General features: G+C 58.4%; 19 protein-coding genes and 3 tRNA genes. 2 read left to right on the forward strand and 20 right to left on the reverse strand.

Going from position 1 to position 21,804, the window contains the following annotated elements; genetic code table 11:
- The first annotated feature begins 186 nt into the window (after positions 1 to 186).
- On the forward strand, positions 187 to 1,035 hold the full coding sequence (nadC, locus tag K5E37_RS15795) for a carboxylating nicotinate-nucleotide diphosphorylase (RefSeq protein WP_007953729.1): 849 nt from the start codon (positions 187 to 189) through the stop codon (positions 1,033 to 1,035).
- Positions 1,036 to 1,085: 50 nt separating this feature from the next.
- Here the strand turns inward: nadC and K5E37_RS15800 are convergent, their stop codons facing one another.
- The 17 genes from K5E37_RS15800 to rlmE form a co-directional block, all read right to left on the reverse strand.
- Positions 1,086 to 1,385 carry a DUF6388 family protein gene (locus K5E37_RS15800; RefSeq protein WP_127796895.1) on the reverse strand — a complete coding sequence of 100 codons (300 nt, stop codon included), beginning with the start codon at positions 1,383 to 1,385 and terminating at the stop codon, positions 1,086 to 1,088.
- Positions 1,386 to 1,635: 250 nt separating this feature from the next.
- Positions 1,636 to 1,711, reverse strand: a tRNA-Thr gene (locus K5E37_RS15805).
- Positions 1,712 to 1,839: 128 nt separating this feature from the next.
- Entirely contained in the window at positions 1,840 to 3,945 is a 2,106-nt protein-coding gene (gene pnp / locus K5E37_RS15810) for a polyribonucleotide nucleotidyltransferase (protein ID WP_007953735.1), read from the reverse strand.
- Between the two features lie 194 nt (positions 3,946 to 4,139).
- Positions 4,140 to 4,409, reverse strand: a complete 270-nt coding sequence (gene rpsO, locus K5E37_RS15815) for a 30S ribosomal protein S15 (protein WP_011332409.1) — start codon at positions 4,407 to 4,409, stop codon at positions 4,140 to 4,142.
- A 141-nt stretch (positions 4,410 to 4,550) separates the two neighbouring features.
- Positions 4,551 to 5,468, reverse strand: a complete 918-nt coding sequence (truB, locus tag K5E37_RS15820) for a tRNA pseudouridine(55) synthase TruB (RefSeq protein WP_007953739.1) — start codon at positions 5,466 to 5,468, stop codon at positions 4,551 to 4,553.
- 4 nt (positions 5,469 to 5,472) lie between these two features.
- The gene (rbfA, locus tag K5E37_RS15825) at positions 5,473 to 5,874 is read right to left on the reverse strand and encodes a 30S ribosome-binding factor RbfA (RefSeq protein ID WP_007953741.1); all 402 of its coding nucleotides are present in this window, start codon (positions 5,872 to 5,874) and stop codon (positions 5,473 to 5,475) included.
- 159 nt (positions 5,875 to 6,033) lie between these two features.
- On the reverse strand, positions 6,034 to 8,550 hold the full coding sequence (gene infB, locus K5E37_RS15830) for a translation initiation factor IF-2 (protein ID WP_007953742.1): 2,517 nt from the start codon (positions 8,548 to 8,550) through the stop codon (positions 6,034 to 6,036).
- A 27-nt stretch (positions 8,551 to 8,577) separates the two neighbouring features.
- Entirely contained in the window at positions 8,578 to 10,059 is a 1,482-nt protein-coding gene (gene nusA / locus K5E37_RS15835; protein WP_003221546.1) for a transcription termination factor NusA, read from the reverse strand.
- 47 nt (positions 10,060 to 10,106) lie between these two features.
- Positions 10,107 to 10,565 carry a ribosome maturation factor RimP gene (gene rimP / locus K5E37_RS15840; protein WP_039769696.1) on the reverse strand — a complete coding sequence of 153 codons (459 nt, stop codon included), beginning with the start codon at positions 10,563 to 10,565 and terminating at the stop codon, positions 10,107 to 10,109.
- 138 nt (positions 10,566 to 10,703) lie between these two features.
- Positions 10,704 to 10,780, reverse strand: a tRNA-Met gene (locus K5E37_RS15845).
- A gap of 97 nt (positions 10,781 to 10,877) precedes the next feature.
- Positions 10,878 to 10,963 (reverse strand) — tRNA-Leu (locus K5E37_RS15850).
- 22 nt (positions 10,964 to 10,985) lie between these two features.
- Positions 10,986 to 11,369, reverse strand: coding sequence for a preprotein translocase subunit SecG (secG, locus tag K5E37_RS15855; protein ID WP_011332406.1), 384 nt, complete (start codon positions 11,367 to 11,369; stop codon positions 10,986 to 10,988).
- 4 nt (positions 11,370 to 11,373) lie between these two features.
- A complete protein-coding gene (gene tpiA, locus K5E37_RS15860) occupies positions 11,374 to 12,129 on the reverse strand; it encodes a triose-phosphate isomerase (protein ID WP_007953744.1) in 756 nt (251 codons plus the stop codon).
- Positions 12,130 to 12,194: 65 nt separating this feature from the next.
- Positions 12,195 to 13,532 carry a phosphoglucosamine mutase gene (gene glmM / locus K5E37_RS15865; protein ID WP_007953745.1) on the reverse strand — a complete coding sequence of 446 codons (1,338 nt, stop codon included), beginning with the start codon at positions 13,530 to 13,532 and terminating at the stop codon, positions 12,195 to 12,197.
- A 16-nt stretch (positions 13,533 to 13,548) separates the two neighbouring features.
- Positions 13,549 to 14,400 carry a dihydropteroate synthase gene (gene folP / locus K5E37_RS15870; protein ID WP_085608036.1) on the reverse strand — a complete coding sequence of 284 codons (852 nt, stop codon included), beginning with the start codon at positions 14,398 to 14,400 and terminating at the stop codon, positions 13,549 to 13,551.
- Between the two features lie 8 nt (positions 14,401 to 14,408).
- The gene (gene ftsH, locus K5E37_RS15875) at positions 14,409 to 16,316 is read right to left on the reverse strand and encodes an ATP-dependent zinc metalloprotease FtsH (protein ID WP_011332403.1); all 1,908 of its coding nucleotides are present in this window, start codon (positions 16,314 to 16,316) and stop codon (positions 14,409 to 14,411) included.
- A gap of 202 nt (positions 16,317 to 16,518) precedes the next feature.
- A complete protein-coding gene (rlmE, locus tag K5E37_RS15880) occupies positions 16,519 to 17,148 on the reverse strand; it encodes a 23S rRNA (uridine(2552)-2'-O)-methyltransferase RlmE (protein WP_007953751.1) in 630 nt (209 codons plus the stop codon).
- 101 nt (positions 17,149 to 17,249) lie between these two features.
- Here rlmE and K5E37_RS15885 point away from each other — a divergent pair, with 101 nt between their 5' ends.
- Positions 17,250 to 17,558: a YhbY family RNA-binding protein gene (locus K5E37_RS15885; RefSeq protein WP_007953753.1), complete on the forward strand. Its 309-nt coding sequence runs from the start codon at positions 17,250 to 17,252 to the stop codon at positions 17,556 to 17,558.
- Positions 17,559 to 17,567: 9 nt separating this feature from the next.
- Here K5E37_RS15885 and K5E37_RS15890 read toward each other — a convergent pair whose 3' ends face one another.
- The 3 genes from K5E37_RS15890 to carB are packed head-to-tail and all read right to left on the reverse strand — an operon-like array spanning position 17,568 to position 21,695.
- Entirely contained in the window at positions 17,568 to 17,972 is a 405-nt protein-coding gene (locus K5E37_RS15890) for an MFS transporter (protein ID WP_221534462.1), read from the reverse strand.
- 28 nt (positions 17,973 to 18,000) lie between these two features.
- Positions 18,001 to 18,477: a transcription elongation factor GreA gene (gene greA, locus K5E37_RS15895; protein ID WP_007953757.1), complete on the reverse strand. Its 477-nt coding sequence runs from the start codon at positions 18,475 to 18,477 to the stop codon at positions 18,001 to 18,003.
- A complete protein-coding gene (gene carB, locus K5E37_RS15900) occupies positions 18,474 to 21,695 on the reverse strand; it encodes a carbamoyl-phosphate synthase large subunit (protein WP_007953758.1) in 3,222 nt (1,073 codons plus the stop codon). Before carB ends, greA begins: the two co-directional genes overlap by 4 nt.
- Positions 21,696 to 21,804: the final 109 nt, after the last annotated feature.

The following is a 21,804-nucleotide window of genomic DNA, read 5'->3' on the forward strand; positions in this document are numbered from 1 at the left end:
CAAAAGATGTCCCCGGCGCCAGAGCCGTCAGGGTTTCCCCTATGCGCCGACACCTTGCAGTGACCACGACAGAAACGGGTTTGCTCAAAGAAAATCGACCGGATGCAGCGCTGCGTGGCTGTTCTCGCCTTGGGTTGGCCGACGCCATGCCCCTATAATCGGGCCACTTAGTTTGTGGAGCCCGTTATGCCGAATCTACGTCTCGCCGATTTGACCGCCGAAATCGAAGCCAACGTGCGCCGTGCGTTGCTCGAAGACATCGGCAGCGGCGACATCACCGCGCAACTGATCCCGGCCGAACGCCTGGCCAAAGCCACCATCATCACCCGCGACGCCGCCGTCATCAGTGGCACGGCCTGGGTCGATGCGGTGTTTCGCCAGCTCGATCCACGGGTGGCGGTGCATTGGCAGGTGCGCGATGGCGAACGGGTTTCGCCGAACCAGCCGCTGTTTCATCTGGAAGGCCCTGCCCGTTCACTGCTGACCGGTGAGCGCAGCGCCCTGAACTTCCTGCAATTGCTGTCGGGCGTGGCGACCCGCGCACAGTACCTGGCGGACTTCGTTGCCGAGACTTCGGTGAAACTGCTCGACACCCGCAAGACCCTGCCGGGCCTGCGTCTGGCGCAGAAATACGCGGTCACCTGCGGCGGTTGCCATAACCATCGCATCGGTCTGTACGACGCGTTCCTGATCAAGGAAAACCACATTGCCGCCAGCGGTGGCATCCCGCAGGCCATTGCCGCTGCACACAAGATCGCCCCGGGCAAGCCGGTGGAAATCGAAGTGGAAAGCCTGGAAGAGCTGAAAGAAGCGCTGGCCGCCGGTGCCGACATCATCATGCTCGACGAACTGAGCCTCGATGACATGCGCGAGGCCGTGCGCCTGAACGGCGGCAAGGCAAAACTGGAAGCCAGTGGCGGCATCAACGAAAGCACGCTGCTGCCGATCGCCCAGACCGGGGTGGATTACATTTCGATCGGCGCGATGACCAAGGATGTGAAGGCCGTGGACCTGTCGATGCGCCTGAGCATCTGAGCCGACCACGCAATAAAAAACGCCAGCCTTTCGAGGCTGGCGTTTTTGTTTCAGACCACCAGATTGTTCATCTCGCAGTATTCATCCCACTCGACGCCCAACACTTCGGCCGCTTCCTTGTGCAGTTCCAGACGCTTGGCCTCGAACTCCTCAGGCGTGCTGGTGTACTTGAGGGTCAACTCCCAAGGTTGCAGGCCCTGGGCTTCGGCTTCGTCTTCGAACGCCCACTGGATCTGGTCTTTCTGATCATCGGGACTCAGGTCCTTGATCTCTTCCTTCAGATCCGGAACATCCAGGATGTATTTTCTAAGCGCTTCTTCGTGACGTTGCTCTTGAGTTAATTCGGTCATGGCGTTCTCGCTGATCATAGGAATGGAGGATGGATCTGGATCATCAAGGATCTCTCTGACGCGGACTGTCCGGCCTTCGGAACCATTCGGGATCATCTGAAAACTGCTGGGCGATGCTCATGCAGACTACGAATATAGGACGTTTGGCGAGCGAATTACACGGGACTTTACATCTCTCGCACAAAAAGTTGACCGGGGGAACATAAAACCGGATTTCGAGGGGGGGAGCAGGAAGAAGGGAAAAGCGAAGTGGTGCCCGAGACAGGAATCGAACCTGCGACCTTCGCGTTACGAGTGCGCTGCTCTACCGGCTGAGCTACACGGGCGGTGGGCTAAACCTAGCACTGGTCTTGCAGGTCGGCAACTTCGTCGAATGACTCGATATTTCACGGACAAAAAAATGCCCCGCCGTTTTCATGGCGGGGCATTTTATTGCGCTAAAGCGGCGGGGTGATTAAACGCCCGAAGCCTTGGCAGCTGCCACGTCTTTGATGGACAGCTTGATACGGCCGCGGTTGTCCACGTCCAGTACCAGCACTTCCACTTCCTGGCCTTCTTTCAGGATGTCGGTCACTTTCTCTACGCGAGCGTCGCTCAGCATCGAGATGTGAACCAGACCGTCCTTGCCCGGCAGGATGTTGACGAATGCGCCGAAGTCGACGATGCGCTCAACCTTGCCGACGTAGATCTTGCCGATCTCGGCCTCTGCGGTGATGCCCAGAACGCGCTGACGTGCTGCTTCAGCCGCTTCCTTGGTTTCGCCGAAGATCTTGATCGAACCGTCGTCTTCGATGTCGATCGAAGCCTTGGTTTCTTCGCAGATCGCACGGATGGTCGCGCCACCTTTACCGATAACGTCACGGATCTTGTCGGTGTCGATCTTCATCGCGATCATGGTCGGAGCGTTGGCCGACAGTTCGGTACGCGACTGGCCGATGATCTGGTTCATCTGGCCGAGGATGTTCAGGCGCGCTTCCAGGGCTTGGCCCAGAGCGATTTCCATGATCTCTTCGGTGATGCCCTTGATCTTGATGTCCATCTGCAGCGCGGTCACGCCTTTGGCGGTACCGGCTACTTTGAAGTCCATATCGCCCAGGTGGTCTTCGTCACCCAGGATGTCGGTCAGGACGGCGAACTTCTCGCCTTCTTTAACCAGACCCATGGCGATACCGGCAACCGGTGCCTTCATCGGAACACCAGCGTCCATCAGGGCCAGGGAAGCGCCGCAAACGGAAGCCATCGAGCTCGAACCGTTGGATTCGGTGATTTCCGATACCACACGGATGGTGTAAGGGAACACGTCAGCGGCTGGCAGCATGGCCGAAACCGAACGACGGGCCAGACGGCCGTGACCGATTTCACGACGACCGGCGCCACCCATGCGACCACACTCGCCCACCGAGAACGGAGGGAAGTTGTAGTGCAGCATGAACGGGTCTTTTTTCTCGCCTTCCAGAGTGTCCAGCAGTTGTGCGTCACGGGCGGTGCCCAGAGTCGCGACTACCAGAGCCTGGGTTTCGCCACGGGTGAACAGTGCCGAACCGTGGGTCTTCGGCAGAACGCCGACTTCGATGTTCAGCGGACGTACGGTGCGGGTGTCGCGACCGTCGATACGTGGCTTGCCGTTAACGATGTTTTCGCGAACGGTGCGGTATTCGATTTCGCCGAAAGCAGCTTTGACGTCGGAAGCCGAAGGTTGGCCTTCTTCACCGGACAGCTTGGCAACAACCTGGTCACGCAGCTCGCCCAGACGCGCATAACGGTCGGCCTTGATGGTGATGGTGTAAGCCTGGGAGATCGCTTCGCCAAACTCGGAACGGATAGCAGCCAGCAGCTCGGTGGCTTCTGGAGCAGGTGCCCAGGTCCAGGTTGGCTTGGCCGCTTCGGCAGCCAGTTCTTTAACGGCGTTGATTACGACCTGGAACTCGTCGTGAGCAAACAGTACCGCGCCCAGCATCTGGTCTTCGGTCAGCTCTTTGGCTTCCGATTCAACCATCAGCACGGCGTCGGAAGTACCGGCAACAACCATGTCCAGGCTCGAGGCAGCTTGCTGCTCGTAGGTCGGGTTCAGCAGGTAGCCGGTGCTTTCGTGGAAAGCAACACGAGCGGCACCGATCGGGCCGTCGAAAGGAATGCCGGAGATCGCCAGGGCAGCCGAGGTACCGATCATCGCAGCGATGTCCGGATCGGTCTTCTTGCTGGTGGAAACGACGGTGCAGACAACCTGCACTTCGTTCATGAAACCTTCAGGAAACAGCGGACGGATCGGACGGTCGATCAGTCGGGAAGTCAGGGTTTCTTTCTCGGAAGGACGGCCTTCACGCTTGAAGAAACCGCCAGGGATCTTACCGGCAGCGTAAGTCTTTTCCTGGTAGTGAACGGACAGAGGGAAGAAGCCCTTGCCCGGATCGGCTTGCTTGGCACCGACTACGGTCACCAATACGCTGACGTCGTCGTCAACGGTGACCAATACTGCGCCGGAGGCCTGACGGGCGATACGGCCAGTCTCGAGGGTAACGGTCGACTGACCGAACTGGAATTTTTTGATTACCGGGTTCACGGTGTCCTACCTTCTTTGTGGCTCTTGGGGGAACTGGTTTCTTGCGAAATTCTTGGGCAATGTCGGGAATCGGCCCAACGCCTGTCCAGGGTAAAACGTGTATCCAGATAAAACTTGAGGCTGGGAGCCTGCCGGACGCCGGCGGAAACCCGCTGACGTCTGACAGACAACCAACCTCATAGCGCAATCGCTGATTAGCGACGCAGACCCAGGCGAGCGATCAGAGCGCTGTAACGGCTCACGTCCTTGCCTTTCAGGTAGTCCAGCAGCTTGCGACGCTGGTTAACCATGCGGATCAGACCACGACGGGAGTGGTGGTCTTTACCGTTGGCCTTGAAGTGACCTTGCAGTTTGTTGATGTTGGCGGTCAGCAGTGCAACTTGCACTTCTGGCGAACCAGTGTCACCAACAGCTTGCTGGTAGTCGGCAACGATTTGAGCTTTTTCTTGAACGTCGAGAGCCATGAGGCAATCCTTTTATCAGGAAACTGTTTCAAAAACAGTTTCAACAGGCCAGGGACAAATCCCTGTATCTATAAATGAGTAGTGACCGTGCCTGTTGACAGCCACACTCGCCGGCCTGCTGTTACACAGACCGGTTTCCGGTCATTCTGACCGAATCAGTCGACGCGGCGCGATGCGCCCGTCTTCGCTCACTTCACCGATACCGATGAAGCGACCGTTGTGATCCTGTACCCGCACCATGCCAAACTTCGGAGCATCCGGGGCACGTACCGGCTGGCCGTTGAGCCAGTAGAACGCGCTCGCTTCCGAGAACTGCAGCAACGGCCAATCCTGCAGGCCGCTGTCCGATGGCATCAGGAAGCGGTCGACCGCTTCATTGCCGCCTTCGGCATGTACCGCTTCCAGCTCTTCGAGGGTCACGGTCTGCGCCAGGGTGAAAGGCCCAGCCTGGGTACGACGCAGTTCAGCGACGTACGCACCACAACCGAGTTGCTCACCGATATCCTCCACCAGGGTGCGAATATAGGTGCCCTTGCTGCAATCCACCGCAAGACGCGCAGTATCGCCTTCGAAGGCCAGCAATTCCAAGCGCGCAATAGTAACAGAACGCGGTTCGCGCTCCACTACTTCGCCTGCACGGGCCAACTTGTACAACGGCTGGCCATCACGCTTGAGAGCGGAGTACATCGGCGGTATCTGACTGATTTGCCCACGAAATTTCGGCAGAACCGCTTCAATGTCGGCCTGACCAACGGTCACCGGACGCTCCTGCAAAACCTCGCCTTCGGCATCCGCCGTGGTGGTGGTCTTGCCCAGTTGCGCCAGGGTTTCGTAACCCTTGTCGGAATCGAGCAGGTACTGCGAGAACTTGGTCGCCTCGCCAAAGCACAGCGGCAAAACACCGGTGGCCAGTGGGTCGAGACTGCCGGTGTGACCGGCCTTCTCGGCGTTGAGCAGCCAGCGAACCTTCTGCAACGCGGCGTTGGAGGTGAACCCCAGCGGCTTGTCGAGCAGGATGATGCCGCTGACGTTACGACGGATACGTTTGACCTGAGCCACCGAGTTACTCCTTGGTGTCTTCGGGTTCTGCCGCAGCCACGTGCTGATTGTCCTCAGCCACGGCGCGCTCGATCAGGGCCGACAGGTGCGCACCACGCACGACGCTTTCGTCGTAGTGGAAATGCAATTGCGGCACGCTGCGCAGCTTCATTTCGCGGGCCAGCTGCATGCGCAGGAAACCGGCAGCTGCATTGAGCACCTTGATGCTTTGCGCGATGTCTTCAGCATTGTCCTGCCCCATCACGGTGATGAAGATCTTCGCGTGACCGACGTCACGGCTGACTTCCACAGCGGTAATGGTGACCAGGCCGACGCGCGGGTCTTTGACTTCACGACGGATCAGCTGGGCCAGCTCACGCTGCATCTGATCGCCGATACGTTGGGTACGGCTGTATTCTTTTGCCATGATTTGTTACCTGTTACTGCCCCGCGGTGAAACCCGCAAGGTCTGAAAGCGGCAAACGCCCGGCCTGACAAAAGCCAGACCGGGCGTTGCGTTTAGAGTCCTGACGCCGTGCCGCGCACTTGCATGCGGCGGCCCGACGTGGCCCTTGAAGTGCGCGAGTCAGAGGCTGCGAGCAACCTGAACCTTCTCGAAGACTTCGATCTTGTCGCCGACTTTGACGTCGTTGTAGCTCTTCACGCCGATACCGCATTCCATGCCGGCACGTACTTCGGAAGCGTCATCCTTGAAGCGGCGCAGGGATTCCAGCTCGCCTTCGAAGATAACGATGTCTTCACGCAGTACACGGATCGGACGGTTACGGTGAACAGTACCCTCGATCACCATGCAGCCGGCGATGGCGCCGAACTTAGGCGAACGGAATACGTCACGGACTTCGGCCACACCGAGGATGTTCTCGCGAACATCGCTGCCAAGCATACCGGTCAGGGCTTTCTTGACGTCTTCGATGATGTCGTAGATCACGTTGTAGTAACGCATGTCCAGACCTTCCTGCTCGACGATCTTCCGTGCGCCGGCATCGGCACGCACGTTGAAGCCGAACAGTACAGCGTTGGAAGCCAGTGCCAGGTTGGCATCGGATTCGGTGATACCACCGACGCCGCCACCGACCACGCGCACTTGCACTTCGTCGTTGCCCAGGCCGTTCAGAGCGCCCTGCAAAGCTTCCAGCGAACCACGGACGTCGGATTTGAGGACGATGTTGAGCGTCTTCTTCTCTTCCTGACCCATGCTTTCGAAGATGTTTTCCAGCTTGCCGGCGTGAGCGCGAGCCAGTTTGACTTCGCGGAACTTGCCTTGACGGAACAGAGCCACTTCACGGGCTTTCTTCTCGTCGGCAACCACGCTCATCTCGTCGCCGGCGTCAGGCGTACCGTCCAGGCCGAGGATCTCGACCGGAATGGCCGGGCCCGCTTCCTTGATCGGCTTGCCGTTCTCGTCGAGCATGGCGCGCACGCGGCCATAGTTCGAGCCGACCAGCACCATGTCGCCTTGACGCAGCGTACCGTCCTGAACCAGAACAGTCGCCACCGGGCCACGGCCCTTGTCCAGACGCGATTCAACCACGACACCACGGCCAGGAGCCGAAGGAGTGGCGGTCAGTTCGAGAACTTCAGCCTGCAGCAATACAGCTTCAAGCAGTTCGTCGACGCCGGTACCCATCTTCGCGGAGACCGGAACGAATGGAGTGTCGCCACCCCAGTCTTCAGAGGTCACGCCGTGGGCCGACAGTTCGCTACGGATGCGATCGAGATCTGCACCCGGCTTGTCGATCTTGTTCACCGCAACTACCAGCGGAACGCCAGCAGCAACAGCGTGCTGAACAGCTTCGATGGTTTGTGGCATCACACCGTCGTCCGCCGCAACCACCAGGATCACGATGTCGGTCGCCTTGGCACCACGGGCACGCATGGCGGTAAACGCGGCGTGACCAGGGGTGTCGAGGAAGGTGACCATGCCGCGTTCGGTTTCAACGTGGTATGCACCGATGTGCTGGGTGATACCGCCGGCTTCGCCAGCAGCTACCTTGGCACGACGGATGTAGTCGAGCAGCGAGGTCTTACCGTGGTCAACGTGACCCATTACGGTCACAACCGGCGCACGAGGAACCGCTTCACCTTCGAACTTCAGGGACTCGGCCAGGGAATCTTCCAGGGCGGTGTCGCTGACCAGGGTCACTTTGTGGCCCAGTTCTTCGGCTACCAGTTGAGCAGTTTCCTGATCAAGCACCTGGTTGATGGTCGCTGGAGTACCCAGTTTGAACATGAACTTGATGATTTCGGCAGCCTTCACCGACATCTGCTGAGCGAGATCGCCAACAGTGATGGTTTCGCCGATCTTCACTTCACGCACGACAGGGCCGGTAGGGCTCTGGAAACCGTGGGCGTTGCGTTTCTTCAGCTTGGCCTTGCCGCGACCGCCGCGACGGAAGCCATCGCTTTCTTCGTCGGTAGTGCGTGGCGCCACACGTGGAGCCGGAGCCTTTTCCTTGACCGATGCGCGATGCGGAGCGTTTTTGCGCTCGCCATCACCACCGCCACGACGGTTGTTGTCGTCGGCACGTGGTTTGTCCGGACGGCGCTGTTCGTCACGCTTGCGAGTGTCGGCAGCTGGGGCAGCAGCCACAACCGGCGCGGCTTCGCGCACAGGTTCGGCCACTGGCGCAGGTGCAGCGACGGCTTCGGCAGGAGCGGACGGCGCAGCAGGCTGGCGACGCGCTTCTTCTTCGGCGCGAACGCGAGCTTCTTCTTCAGCCTTCTGACGGGCAGCATTTTCTACTGCGCGACGTTCATCCAGTTCACGCTTGCGCTCGGCTTCGATTTCTTCCGGGCTACGCTGTACGAAAACTTTCTTCTTGCGGACTTCAACGCTGATGCTTTTGCTGCCAGCCACACGCAGGGTGCTGGTGGTTTTACGCTGCAGCGTGATCTTGCGTGGTTCTTCCACTTTCGCCTTGTGGCTGCTTTTCAAGTGGGTCAGCAGGGATTGCTTCTCACTGTCAGTCACATTTTCTTCGGCGGCGGTGTGCGGCAGACCTGCCTCACGCATCTGCTGCAACAGGCGCTCTACCGGTGTTTTGACCTCATCGGCCAGTTGTTTCACCGTGACTTGCGTCATGCACTTCTCTCCTCAGGCCGCGCCTAATTACTCGAACCAGTGGGCTCGGGCGGCCATGATCAACTTGCCGGCACGATCATCGTCAATGCCGTCGATGTCGAGCAGGTCGTCAATAGACTGCTCGGCCAGGTCTTCGCGGGTAATTACGCCGCGCACCGCCAGTTCCATCGCCAAATCCTTGTCCATACCCTCAAGCGAGAGCAGGTCTTCGGCCGGATGGGCGTCTGCCAGCTTTTCCTCAGTAGCGATGGCTTTGGTCAACAAGCGATCCTTGGCACGAGCGCGAAGCTCGTTGACGATGTCTTCGTCAAAGCCGTCGATGTTGAGCATTTCTTCCAACGGTACGTAGGCAATCTCTTCCAGGCTGGTGAAGCCTTCGTCTACCAGCACCTGAGCCAGTTCTTCGTCGACTTCCAGCTCGTCGATGAAGTTGCGCAGGATGTCGCCGGTTTCCGCTTGTTGCTTAGCCTGGATGTCCGATTCGGTCATCACGTTCAGGGTCCAGCCAGTCAGCTGGCTCGCCAGACGCACGTTCTGACCACCACGACCGATGGCCTGAGCCAGATTGTCTGCGCCAACGGCGATGTCCATGGCGTGGGCATCTTCGTCAACGATGATGGCCGCCACTTCTGCCGGCGACATGGCATTGATCACGAACTGGGCCGGGTTGTCGTCCCACAGGACGATGTCGACACGCTCGCCACCCAACTCGCCCGACACGGCCTGGACGCGCGAACCGCGCATACCGATACACGCGCCTTGCGGGTCGATGCGTTTGTCCTTGGAGCGGACAGCGATCTTGGCCCGCGAACCCGGATCACGGGATGCGGCCATGACTTCGATCAGGCCTTCAGCGATTTCCGGCACTTCGATACGGAACAGCTCGATCAGCATTTCCGGCGCGGTACGCGACAGGATCAGCTGAGGGCCGCGGTTCTCGGTGCGGATTTCCTTGAGCAGCGCACGCAGACGCACGCCAACACGGAAGGTTTCGCGAGAGATGATGTCTTCACGGGCCAGCAACGCTTCAGCGTTATTACCCAGGTCGACGATCACGTTGTCGCGGGTCACTTTCTTCACGGTGCCGGAGATGATTTCTCCCAGGCGCTCGCGATAAGCGTCAACCACTTGAGCGCGCTCGGCTTCGCGCACTTTCTGCACGATGACCTGCTTGGCGGTCTGCGCAGCGATGCGGCCGAACTCGATGGACTCGATCTTTTCTTCAACGACGTCGCCAACCTTGGCGCCAGGGTGCGTTTCAGCAACCTTGCTCGGCCAGGTTTCGATGGCCGGATCATCGAGATCATTCTCTTCGACGACCGTCCAGCGACGGAAAGTTTCGTAAGAACCGGTGTGGCGGTTGATTTCCACACGCAGATCAACTTCGTCTTCAAAACGCTTTTTGGTAGCAGTGGCCAGAGCCAGCTCCAGCGCTTCAAAAATTACGCTTGCCGGTACACCCTTTTCATTGGATACCGACTCAACAACCAGCAGTACTTCTTTGCTCATCGTACGCCTCGCCTTTCGCAAGCCATTGGATCCGCGGGATCCGCGTCTCAGTCAAAACTGGGAATAATGTTGGCCTTGTCGATCATATCGATCGGCAACAGGAACTCATGGTCATCTACCTGCACCACGACGTCCTGCTCTTCTACACCGCGCAGAAGGCCCTGAAAGTTGCGTCGACCTTCAAAAGGCGAGCGCAGCTTGATCTTCACTTGTTCACCGACATATTTGGCAAACTGCTCAAGAGTGAACAGTGGGCGTTCCATGCCTGGCGAGGAAACTTCAAGGGTGTATTCAACGGAGATCGGATCTTCAACATCCAGCACACCGCTGATCTGACGGCTGACGATGGCGCAATCGTCCACCAGTACGCCGCCTTCCTTATCGATATAAACGCGCAACATTGAGTGGCGACCTTGAGCCGAAAACTCAATACCCCAGCATTCATAGCCTAGGGCCACGACCACCGGGGCCAGCAAGGCCTGCAACTCTTCTAGCTTGCTCGACACCTGAACCCCCTCGTGCATGTATGTGCATGCTATGCAAAATAAAAAAATGGGCGAAACGCCCATCCTTGAAACGCCGTCGAATAGCGGCGTTGAAAGTGTCCAGCTAACAAAAAGCCCCTTAAAAGGGGCTCCTTAAACTGGTTGCGGGGGCCGGATTTGAACCGACGACCTTCGGGTTATGAGCCCGACGAGCTACCAGACTGCTCCACCCCGCGACAAAGCTGGGGCGGAAGTATACGACCGATCCCTTATAGGGTCAATGTAACCTTCCACCTGCAAGAAAGCCCGCAACAGCGGGCTCTCCTGACTAATTGGTACCGAGAAGGGGACTCGAACCCCTACACCCTATGGGCACAACCACCTCAAGGTTGCGTGTCTACCAATTCCACCACCTCGGCAATACTACGTTTGAAACCCTTCTTACTTCTGCTCTTGAGCTGGAGGTACGTCAGTCGCTGGAGTAGCCGACTTTTGCTCTTGAAGCACCGGGACATCATCAGAAGCCGGTTGTTGCTTTGGAACTTCCAACACTGCCGGGTTTGGCAAACCTGCCTGAGTCAGCTGATGAGCCTTCTCTTTAGCAAAGTAACCTAACCCCAAGCTGGTTATGAAGAAACCGGCGGCAAGTATAGCAGTAAACTTACTAAGAAAGGTAGAGGAACCTTGGCTTCCGAACACAGTATTTGAAGCACCTGCTCCGAAAGACGCGCCAGCGTCCGCACCCTTACCCTGCTGCAGCAAAACCAGAGCAACTACGCCCAATGCACCCAGCAGATGAAAAACGACTACGACTGTTTCCAGCATTTTTTCAGTTTCCCGCGGCGCGACAAATCGCACCGAACTCATCTGCATTCAGGGAAGCTCCACCAATGAGCCCCCCATCGATATCCGGCATGCCGAACAGTTCGACCGCATTGGCCGCCTTCACGCTGCCGCCGTATAGAAGCCGCACACCTCGTGCCACTTCAGAATTCTCTGCCGCCAACTGCTCGCGAATGGCCTTATGCACATCCTGAGCCTGTTGCGGCGTTGCAGTCAGCCCGGTGCCAATCGCCCAGACCGGCTCGTAAGCGATCACTGCGTTGGCAAAAGCACCGACACCCAGCTCCTCGATGATGCTGCCCAGCTGACGCCCGACAACTTCAAGAGTTTTTCCGGCTTCACGTTGCTCCAGGGTCTCCCCTACACACAACACCGGAATCAAGCCACACGCCTGTGCCGCTGCGAACTTGCGATTCAGCATTCCGTCTCGCTCGCCCATGATCTGGCGGCGCTCGGAGTGCCCGACAAGCACCAGGGAACAACCTGCATCCACCAACTGACTCGGCGCAATCTCGCCCGTCAACGCACCTTGCATGGATTCCACCGCAGAGTTCTGCGCACCGACCGAAATCGATTTACCTTTCAAGCCATCAATCACTTGATTGATATACAAGCAAGGCGGGAATACCGCGACATCAACACCGCTTGGCAAGGCCAGATGACGAAGGCCGTTGATCAGCTCAGCGACGCTGGCGCGGGTACCGTGCATCTTCCAGTTACCAGCTACCATAGGGCGACGCATGCTGTACCTCGTCGGTCAAAGTGGGCGCAGATGTTACCCAACACAATCATGGCTGGCAAGCCGAATCAGGCAGAAACTTCAGTTACCAGTTTTGCCAGTTCTTCGGCATAGCCACGAACCTGAGTTTCGTCCTCGCCTTCGACCATCACACGCACCAGAGGCTCTGTCCCGGACTTGCGCAAAAGCACACGACCACGACCCGCCATCGCCTCGGTCACACGCTTGCTGGCTTCCTTGACAGCCGGATGTTCAAGCGGGCTGTCGCCACCACCGAAACGCACATTGATAAGCACCTGAGGACACTTGCGCAGGGCCTGGCGAGTTTGCGCCAAACCTTCGTTACGGGTTTTCAACGCCATCAAAACCTGCAACGCCGCGATGATCGCATCGCCAGTCGTCGTGTGATTGAAGCAGACAACATGTCCGGAGTTCTCGCCCCCGATCAGCCAATCGCGCTCCAGCAATTCGGCAATCACATAGCGGTCGCCGACATTTGCCCGGACAAAAGGAATCCCCAGATCCGCAAGAGCCAGCTCCAGCCCCAGATTACTCATCAGCGTACCGACCACACCGCCCTGCAACTTGCCTCGCTCATGCAGATCGCGCGCAATAATGAAGATCAGCTCATCGCCGTCAACAATCGCACCCGTGTGATCAACCATCAACACCCGGTCGCCGTCGCCATCGAATGCGATCCCAAGGTCAGCGTGCTCGGACAGCACCGCCGCCTGCAACTGCCCCATATGAGTGGAGCCACAGTTATCGTTGATGTTCAGACCGTTAGGCTGCGCAGACAGCACCACGACTTCGGCGCCCAGCTCGCGAAAAACGCTAGGTGCGACCTTGTAGGTTGCTCCATGCGCACAGTCGATGACGATCTTGAGACCGGCAAAACTGGTGTTGGTCGGTACGCTGCTTTTGCAGAATTCAATATATCGACCGGAAGCATCGTTGATTCGCGAGACCTTGCCGATCTTGCTCGACTCGACGACCGTCATAGGGGTGTCGAGCAGCTCTTCGATCATCAACTCCAACTCATCCGGCAGCTTGGTACCTCTGCCGGAGAAAAACTTGATGCCGTTATCGTCATGCGGGTTGTGCGATGCGCTGATCACGATTCCGGCCTCGGCCTGAAATGTACGCGACAGGTAGGCAATTGCCGGAGTCGGCATCGGGCCCAGCAGCATCACATCGGCACCTGCGGATGTCAGGCCAGCTTCAAGGGCCGATTCGAACATGTAGCCGGAAATCCGCGTGTCCTTCCCGACCAGCACCTTGCAGGCACCCATCTTGCGAAAGGCCATACCGGCAGCCCAGCCGAGTTTGAGCATGAAGTCAGGAGTAATCGGATATTCCCCGACGCGACCACGAATGCCGTCAGTACCAAAATATTTCTTGCTCATAAGTGCTCCATCATTCTTATTCGGCTGATTCCACGGCTGCGAGCATTCGCACCACGTCCACCGTTTCCGCCACATCATGGACGCGCAATATACGCGCACCTTTCACCGACGCCAGTGCAGCCAGTGCCAAACCACCGTATAGACGCTCACCCACCGGGCGATTCAATGCATGACCGATCATGCTTTTGCGCGAAACGCCCACCAACAGTGGCCGCCCCAGCGCATGCAGGGCTTCCATATGCTTGAACAAGCTTAGATTGTGCTGCAGGGTTTTGGCGAAGCCGAAACCCGGATCAAGAATGATCCGCTCGGTCGGAATACCTGCCAACTCACACTGAGCCATGCGTTCGGCAAGAAACTCACCCACTTCCCGGGTGACATCCTGGTAACGCGGATCATCCTGCATGTCGCCAGGCTCGCCGAGCATATGCATCAGGCATACAGGCAACCCGGTGGCAGCAGCAGCATCCAGCGCGCCATCCCGCCGTAGCGAACGAACGTCGTTGATCAAACCGGCACCCAACCGCGCAGTTTCGCGCATGACCGCCGGAGTGGACGTATCGACCGATATGACCACATCCAGTTCGCGGTTGATCAGCTCGACGACGGGAGCGACACGCTCCAGCTCCTCCAATGGAGAAACCGCCCGCGCGCCGGGCCGGGTTGACTCCCCGCCCACATCGATCAGCGTTGCACCCGCCGCAACCATGGCTTCGGCATGACGCAAGGCCGCATCGAGCTGGCTGTATCGGCCACCGTCGGAAAAAGAATCGGGAGTGACATTGAGAATGCCCATGACATGCGTCCGGGCCAAATCAAGAACCCGGTTGCCGCAAGGCAACCGGGTCAGGGACTGTACAGAAGTCATTTCAAACCTTAAACGTCGGCAGCCGGGCCGCCAATCGGTGTTTCCGGACGCTCGCCCTGAATGACAGGAGGCGTGCCAGTACCGGTACCGCCCGACCAGTCGCGAGGCTCGCGAGGTGTACGACCGGCCATGATGTCGTCGATCTGCTCGGCATCGATCGTCTCGTACTTCATCAGGGCATCCGCCATCGCATCGAGCTTGTCGCGATTGTCCGTAAGGATCTGCTTGGCGGTGCCGTAGCACTGATCGATGATGCTGCGTACTTCGGAGTCGATCAGCTTGGCTGTCTCACCGGAGAAGCTGGCGTTCTGACCGCCACCACCGCGACCGAGGAATACTTCACCCTCTTCTTCGGCGTACATCAACGGACCGAGTTTTTCCGACAGGCCCCACTTGGTCACCATGTTCCGCGCAATCTGACTCGCACGCATGATGTCGTTGGAAGCACCAGTCGTCACACCATCAAAGCCCAAAGTCATTTCTTCGGCAATGCGGCCGCCGTACAGCGAGCAGATCTGACTGATCAGCGCACGCTTGGACAGGCTGTAGCGATCTTCTTCCGGCAGGAACATGGTCACACCCAGCGCACGACCGCGCGGGATAATCGACACCTTGTAGACCGGATCATGCTCGGGCACGACGCGACCAACAATGGCGTGGCCAGCCTCGTGATAAGCGGTGTTCTGCTTTTCCTTCTCGGACATGACCATGGATTTGCGCTCGGCGCCCATCATGATCTTGTCTTTGGCCAGTTCGAATTCCTTCATTTCGACGATTCGCTTGCCGGCACGGGCAGCGAACAGCGAAGCCTCGTTGACCAGGTTCGCCAGATCGGCACCGGAGAAGCCCGGAGTACCACGCGCGATAACGGCCGGAGCAACATCGTCACCCATTGGCACCTTACGCATGTGAACCTTGAGGATCTGCTCGCGACCACGGATGTCCGGCAAGCCGACCACCACCTGACGGTCGAAACGACCCGGACGCAGCAGAGCCGGGTCCAGTACATCAGGACGGTTGGTTGCAGCGATGACGATGATGCCGTCATTCATTTCGAAACCGTCCATCTCAACCAGCAACTGGTTGAGAGTCTGTTCGCGCTCGTCGTGACCGCCACCCATGCCGGCGCCACGATGGCGACCAACGGCGTCGATCTCGTCGATGAAGATGATGCATGGAGCGTGTTTCTTGGCCTGTTCGAACATGTCACGAACGCGGCTGGCACCGACACCGACAAACATTTCGACGAAGTCGGAACCGGAAATGGTGAAGAACGGCACCTTGGCTTCGCCGGCAATCGCCTTGGCCAGCAAGGTTTTACCGGTACCCGGAGGACCGACCATCAGCACGCCGCGAGGAATGCGACCGCCCAGACGCTGGAACTTGCCCGGATCACGCAGGAACTCGACCAGCTCGCCCACTTCTTCCTTGGCTTCGTCGCAACCGGCAACGTCAGCCAGGGTGGTTTTCACCTGATCTTCGGACAGCAGACGCGCCTTGCTCTTGCCAAAGCTCATCGGCCCGCCCTTGCCGCCCGCACCGCCCTGCATCTGGCGCATGAAGAACATGAACACCGCGATGATCACCAGGATCGGGAAGCTGGCCACCAGAAGCTGGGTCCAGATGCTTTGCTGTTCAGGCTGCTTGCCTTCGACAACAACGTGGTTGTCGACCAGATCGCCGATCAGGCCATTGTCCTGGATTGCCGGACGAATGGTCTTGAAGCTGTCGCCATCGTTGCGTTTGCCGGTAATCACATAGCCGTCGACGGCCACGCGTTCGACCTTGCCATCCTTGACCTGCTGGATGAAGTCGGAATAGTTGAGGGTCTGCGGCTCGTTAGGGCTGGAGAAGTTGTTCATCACCGTCACCAGGACAGCCGCGATGATCAACCACAGGATCAGATTCTTTGCCATATCGTTCAATTAACTACCCTCTGAAGCAAGCTCCGCTACTGGCGCGCGCTTCGCATGATATTCACCGGCCTAACTTACTACATTACCTACAGCTCTGGCAGGCGCCGTCTGTAACCCTTTGTGAAACACTTTCTACACAATATTCGCTTATGCGCGCGGGGCGAAATACGAAAAACCTATCACCCCGCCAAAAAACCTCGTTTTACTCGCTACGACCGCGGTAGCCCCAAGCCAGCATGTACTGCTCGCGAGAGCTGCCACGAGAGGAGTCCGGCTTGATCATCTGGATCTTGTCGAACTTCTTGCGAGCGTCCTTCAGGTAAACATCGAACCCTTCGCCCTGAAAAATCTTGATCACGAAATTGCCACCCGGCTTGAGTATCCGCTCCGCCAGATCAAGCGCCAGCTCGCAAAGAAACATGGCTTTTGGCATGTCCACTTCAGGCGTACCACTCATATTGGGGGCCATATCGGAAATCACAAGGTCCACCTGCGAATTACCCACAGCCTCAAGGATCTGAGCGAGCACTGCATCCTCGGTGAAGTCACCCTGGATGAAAGTCACGTCCGGAATGCTGTCCATTTCCAGGATGTCCGAGGCGATCAGTCGCCCCTGACCACCGATGAGCCGGCTGGTGACCTGCGACCAGCCGCCAGGCGCCGCGCCGAGGTCGACGACGTTCATGCCCGGACGGATCAGTTTGTATTTCTCCTGGATCTCCAGAAGCTTGTAACTCGCACGCGAGCGGTAGCCATCCTTCTGCGCTTGCTTCACATAGGGATCATTGACATGTCTTTTCAGCCAACCAAGGCTTGTCTTGGAACGCGCCATTGGGCACCTCGTTGATTAGGGTCGTGATTAATTGGGCGGATCCACGAGCCCTCGGGTAAAATGGCCGCCATTTTACAGAATCCAGACGAAAGGGTCAGATTATGCCGCTCACTCCAGAGCAGAAGAAACAGTACAAATCCATCGGCCACCACCTGAAACCAGTTCTGACTGTGGCTGACAACGGTTTGACTGAGGGTGTTTTAGCCGAACTCGAACGCGCATTGGCAGATCACGAGCTGATCAAGATCAAGCTCAACATTCTCGATCGCGAGGCGCGCCTGGCGTCCGTTGCAGAGCTGTGCAAGACCGGCAAGGCCGATCTGGTTCAAGTCATCGGCAAGATGGCACTGATTTACCGCAAGAACTTCAGCGTCAACAAGCAGCTGTCGAACGTCCATCGCTTCAAGTGATGGCAAGGGTCAAGGGTGTGCTTCGCGCACCCTGCCACTCCGTCCCGGCACCGGCTGCAATACCAGCACCAACCCGGAAAAACCCAACACAAGAAAGCTGAACACCTGCCAGCGCTGCGCATCCGGCCAGCCGACACGCACTGCGACAAACATCGCACACGCATACAACGCCATCAGCAACACCTGCCCGCGAAAATCCCGCCATAGACTGGCAAGGCCCTCGGCCTGTACCAGCACCAAAGCCTGAAATATCACGCACGCGACGGCAAAACCCACCACCGCCACTTCAAACGTACTTGCAACCTCATCGATCAGCAGCGGCGCCAGGCCAATTTGACCCAGCACCGGGCGCAGACCGAGATGTACCAGCCACAGGCCACCGACCCACAACATCTGGGCCAGTTGCCAGAGCATCGCGCCCGCATGCAGCGGGCGCCCACCCTCAGATGTGACGGACTTCGACAATCTCGTACTCGATATCGCCACCTGGCGTTTTCACGACGACCGTATCGCCCTCTTCCTTGGCAATCAAGGCGCGAGCGATCGGCGAGCCGACCGAAATCTTGCCGAGTTTGATGTCCGCCTCATCCTCACCCACGATCTGGTAAGTGACGCTTTCATCAGTCTCGACGTTGGCGATTTCGACGGTAGTGCCGAAAATCACTTTGCCGGTGTGCGGAATGGTCGTCACATCGATGATCACCGCGTTCTGCAGGCGACCTTCGATATCACGGATCCGCGCCTCGACCATGCCTTGCTGTTCGCGCGCGGCATGGTATTCAGCGTTTTCTTTCAAGTCACCCAACTCGCGGGCCGTACCGATGTCCTGGCTGAGCTTCGGACGAACGACCTTGGTCAGGTGAGCATGCTCTTCTTCCAGGGCTTTGGAGCCCTGGACGGTCATTGGGTATTTATTCATGCCTTCAATCCTGCGTGTAGATCCTGCAAGCGGCGTACGGTCTTCTCGGGACCGAACTTAAGCGCTTCACAGATAGCTTCGCCAGCAGCAATGGTGGTGGTGCAGTAAATCTTGTGCTGCAAGGCGTTACGGCGAATGGAATAGGAATCGGCGATCGACTGGCGACCTTCGGTGGTGTTGATGATCAGGGTGACTTCGTCATTCTTGATCATGTCGACCACGTGCGGACGACCCTCGGTCACCTTGTTCACGCGACGCACTTTCAGACCTGCGGCTTCGATCAGCTTGGCAGTGCCGGCAGTGGCGACGACTTCGAAGCCCAAGTTGATCAGATCACGAGCCACGCCTGCAACCAGCGGCTTGTCATCGTCGCGTACGCTGATGAATGCGGTACCGCCGGTCGGCAGCACTTCGCTGGCACCCATCTGGGCTTTGGCAAAGGCTTCGCCGAAGGTGTCGCCGACGCCCATCACTTCACCGGTGGACTTCATCTCTGGGCCGAGGATCGGGTCAACGCCAGGGAATTTGGCGAATGGGAACACCGCCTCTTTCACGCTGTAGAAGTTCGGAATGATTTCCTTGGTGAAGCCGATTTCCTTCAGGGTTTTACCGGCCATCACGCGAGCCGCGATCATCGCCAGGGAAACACCGATGCACTTCGACACGAACGGTACGGTACGGGAAGCACGCGGGTTGACTTCGATGACGTAGATGTCTTCGCCTTGCAGCGCCAACTGAACGTTCATCAGGCCGACCACGCCGAGCTCCAGGGCCATTTTCTTGACCTGTTCGCGCATCTCGTCCTGGATGTGCGCCGGCAGCGAGTACGGCGGCAGCGAGCACGCGGAGTCACCGGAGTGAACGCCCGCCTGTTCGATGTGCTGCATGATCGCGCCGATCACTACGTCCTTGCCGTCGCAGACCGCATCCACGTCCATCTCGATGGCGCAGTTGAGGAAGTGGTCGAGCAGCACCGGGCTGTCGTTCGACACTTGCACCGCGTCACGCAGGTAACGCTTGAGTTCTTCTTCCTTGTAGACGATTTCCATCGCCCGGCCGCCCAGTACGTAGGACGGACGCACCACCAGCGGGTAACCGATCTTCGCGGCAGCGCGAACAGCTTCGTCTTCGCTGCGCACGGTGGCGTTTGGCGGCTGACGCAGGTTCAGACGCTCGACCATTTGCTGGAAGCGCTCACGGTCTTCGGCACGGTCGATGGCGTCAGGGCTGGTGCCGATGATCGGCACGCCGGCTGCTTCCAGGGCGCGAGCCAGTTTCAGAGGAGTCTGACCACCGTACTGGACGATCACGCCTTTCGGCTTCTCGACGCGGCAGATTTCCAGCACGTCTTCCAGGGTCACTGGTTCGAAGTACAGACGATCGGAAGTGTCGTAGTCAGTGGAAACGGTTTCCGGGTTGCAGTTGACCATGATGGTCTCGTAACCGTCATCGCGCAGCGCCAGTGCCGCGTGTACGCAGCAGTAGTCGAACTCGATGCCCTGACCGATACGGTTCGGGCCACCGCCGAGGATGATGATCTTGTCGCGACCGGACGGCGCAGCTTCGCACTCTTCCTCGTAGGTCGAGTACAGGTAGGCGGTGTCGGTGGCGAACTCAGCCGCGCAGGTGTCGACGCGCTTGTAGACCGGGAACACTTCCAGCTTGTGGCGGTGAGTGCGCAGGTTCTTCTCGGTGACGCCCAGCAGCTTGGCCAGACGCTGGTCGGAGAAACCTTTGCGCTTGAGCTTGTACATCAGGTCGCGGTCGATAGCGGACAGACCGAGGGTCTTGACCTTTTCTTCGTCCTTGATCAGATCTTCGATCTGTACCAGGAACCACGGATCGATCATGTTCATGCCGAAGATTTCTTCGACGGTCATGCCAGCGCGGAAGGCGTCCGCCACGTACCAGATACGCTCGGCGCCCGGCACGGTCAGTTCGCGCTTGAGCACGCTCATGCTTTCCGGGTTGCTCAGGTCGACCTTCTCGTCCAGACCGCAAACACCCACTTCCAGACCGCGCAGAGCTTTCTGCAGGGATTCCTGGAAGGTACGGCCGATGGCCATGACTTCACCGACCGACTTCATCTGAGTGGTCAGGCGCGCGTCAGCGTTGGCGAACTTCTCGAAAGCGAAGCGCGGCAGCTTGGTCACGACATAGTCGATGGACGGCTCGAAGGACGCCGGGGTACGGCCGCCAGTGATGTCGTTCTGCAGTTCGTCGAGGGTGTAACCGACTGCCAGCTTGGCCGCGATCTTGGCGATCGGGAAGCCGGTGGCTTTCGAGGCCAGAGCCGACGAGCGGGATACACGCGGGTTCATTTCGATCACGACCATGCGGCCAGTGTCCGGGCAGATGCCGAACTGAACGTTGGAACCGCCGGTCTCGACGCCGATCTCGCGCAGTACCGCCAGCGAGGCGTTACGCAGGATCTGGTATTCCTTGTCGGTCAGGGTCTGAGCCGGGGCAACGGTGATCGAGTCACCGGTGTGCACGCCCATCGGGTCGAAGTTTTCGATCGAGCAGACGATGATGCAGTTGTCCTTTTTGTCGCGGACAACTTCCATTTCATATTCTTTCCAGCCGATCAGCGATTCGTCGATCAGCAGCTCTTTGGTTGGCGACAGGTCCAGACCACGGGCGCAGATTTCTTCGAACTCTTCACGGTTGTAAGCGATACCGCCACCGGTGCCGCCCATGGTGAAGGACGGACGGATGATGCACGGGAAGCCCAGGCGCTCGAGCACCGCGTTGGCTTCTTCCATGCTGTGGGCGATACCGGAACGCGGGCATTCCAGGCCGATGGCTTTCATCGCCTTGTCGAAACGCGAGCGGTCTTCAGCCTTGTCGATGGTGTCGGCGTTGGCACCGATCATCTCTACGCCGAACTTCTCCAGAACGCCTTCGCGCTCCAGGTCCAGGGCGCAGTTCAGAGCAGTCTGGCCGCCCATGGTTGGCAGCACGGCATCCGGACGCTCTTTTTCGATGATCTTGGCAACGGTCTGCCACTTGATCGGCTCGATGTAGGTGGCGTCGGCCATGTCCGGGTCGGTCATGATGGTGGCCGGGTTGGAGTTCACCAGGATGACGCGGTAACCCTCTTCGCGCAGGGCTTTGCAAGCCTGGGCGCCGGAGTAGTCGAATTCGCAGGCCTGGCCGATAACGATCGGGCCAGCGCCGAGAATCAGGATGCTTTTAATGTCTGTACGTTTTGGCATGGGTTTGTCACTCAAATCCGCAGGTCAGTCGGCAAGCCGTCTTGATCGATTTCTGAAGTCCCGAGGGGGCCGCCGGTTCCGGGGCCGCCCTCGGGGGGCTTCTCGCTAC

The sequence above is a fragment of the Pseudomonas sp. RIT778 genome (genome assembly GCF_019718735.1).
GTDB classification, from domain to species: domain Bacteria; phylum Pseudomonadota; class Gammaproteobacteria; order Pseudomonadales; family Pseudomonadaceae; genus Aquipseudomonas; species Aquipseudomonas aphyarum.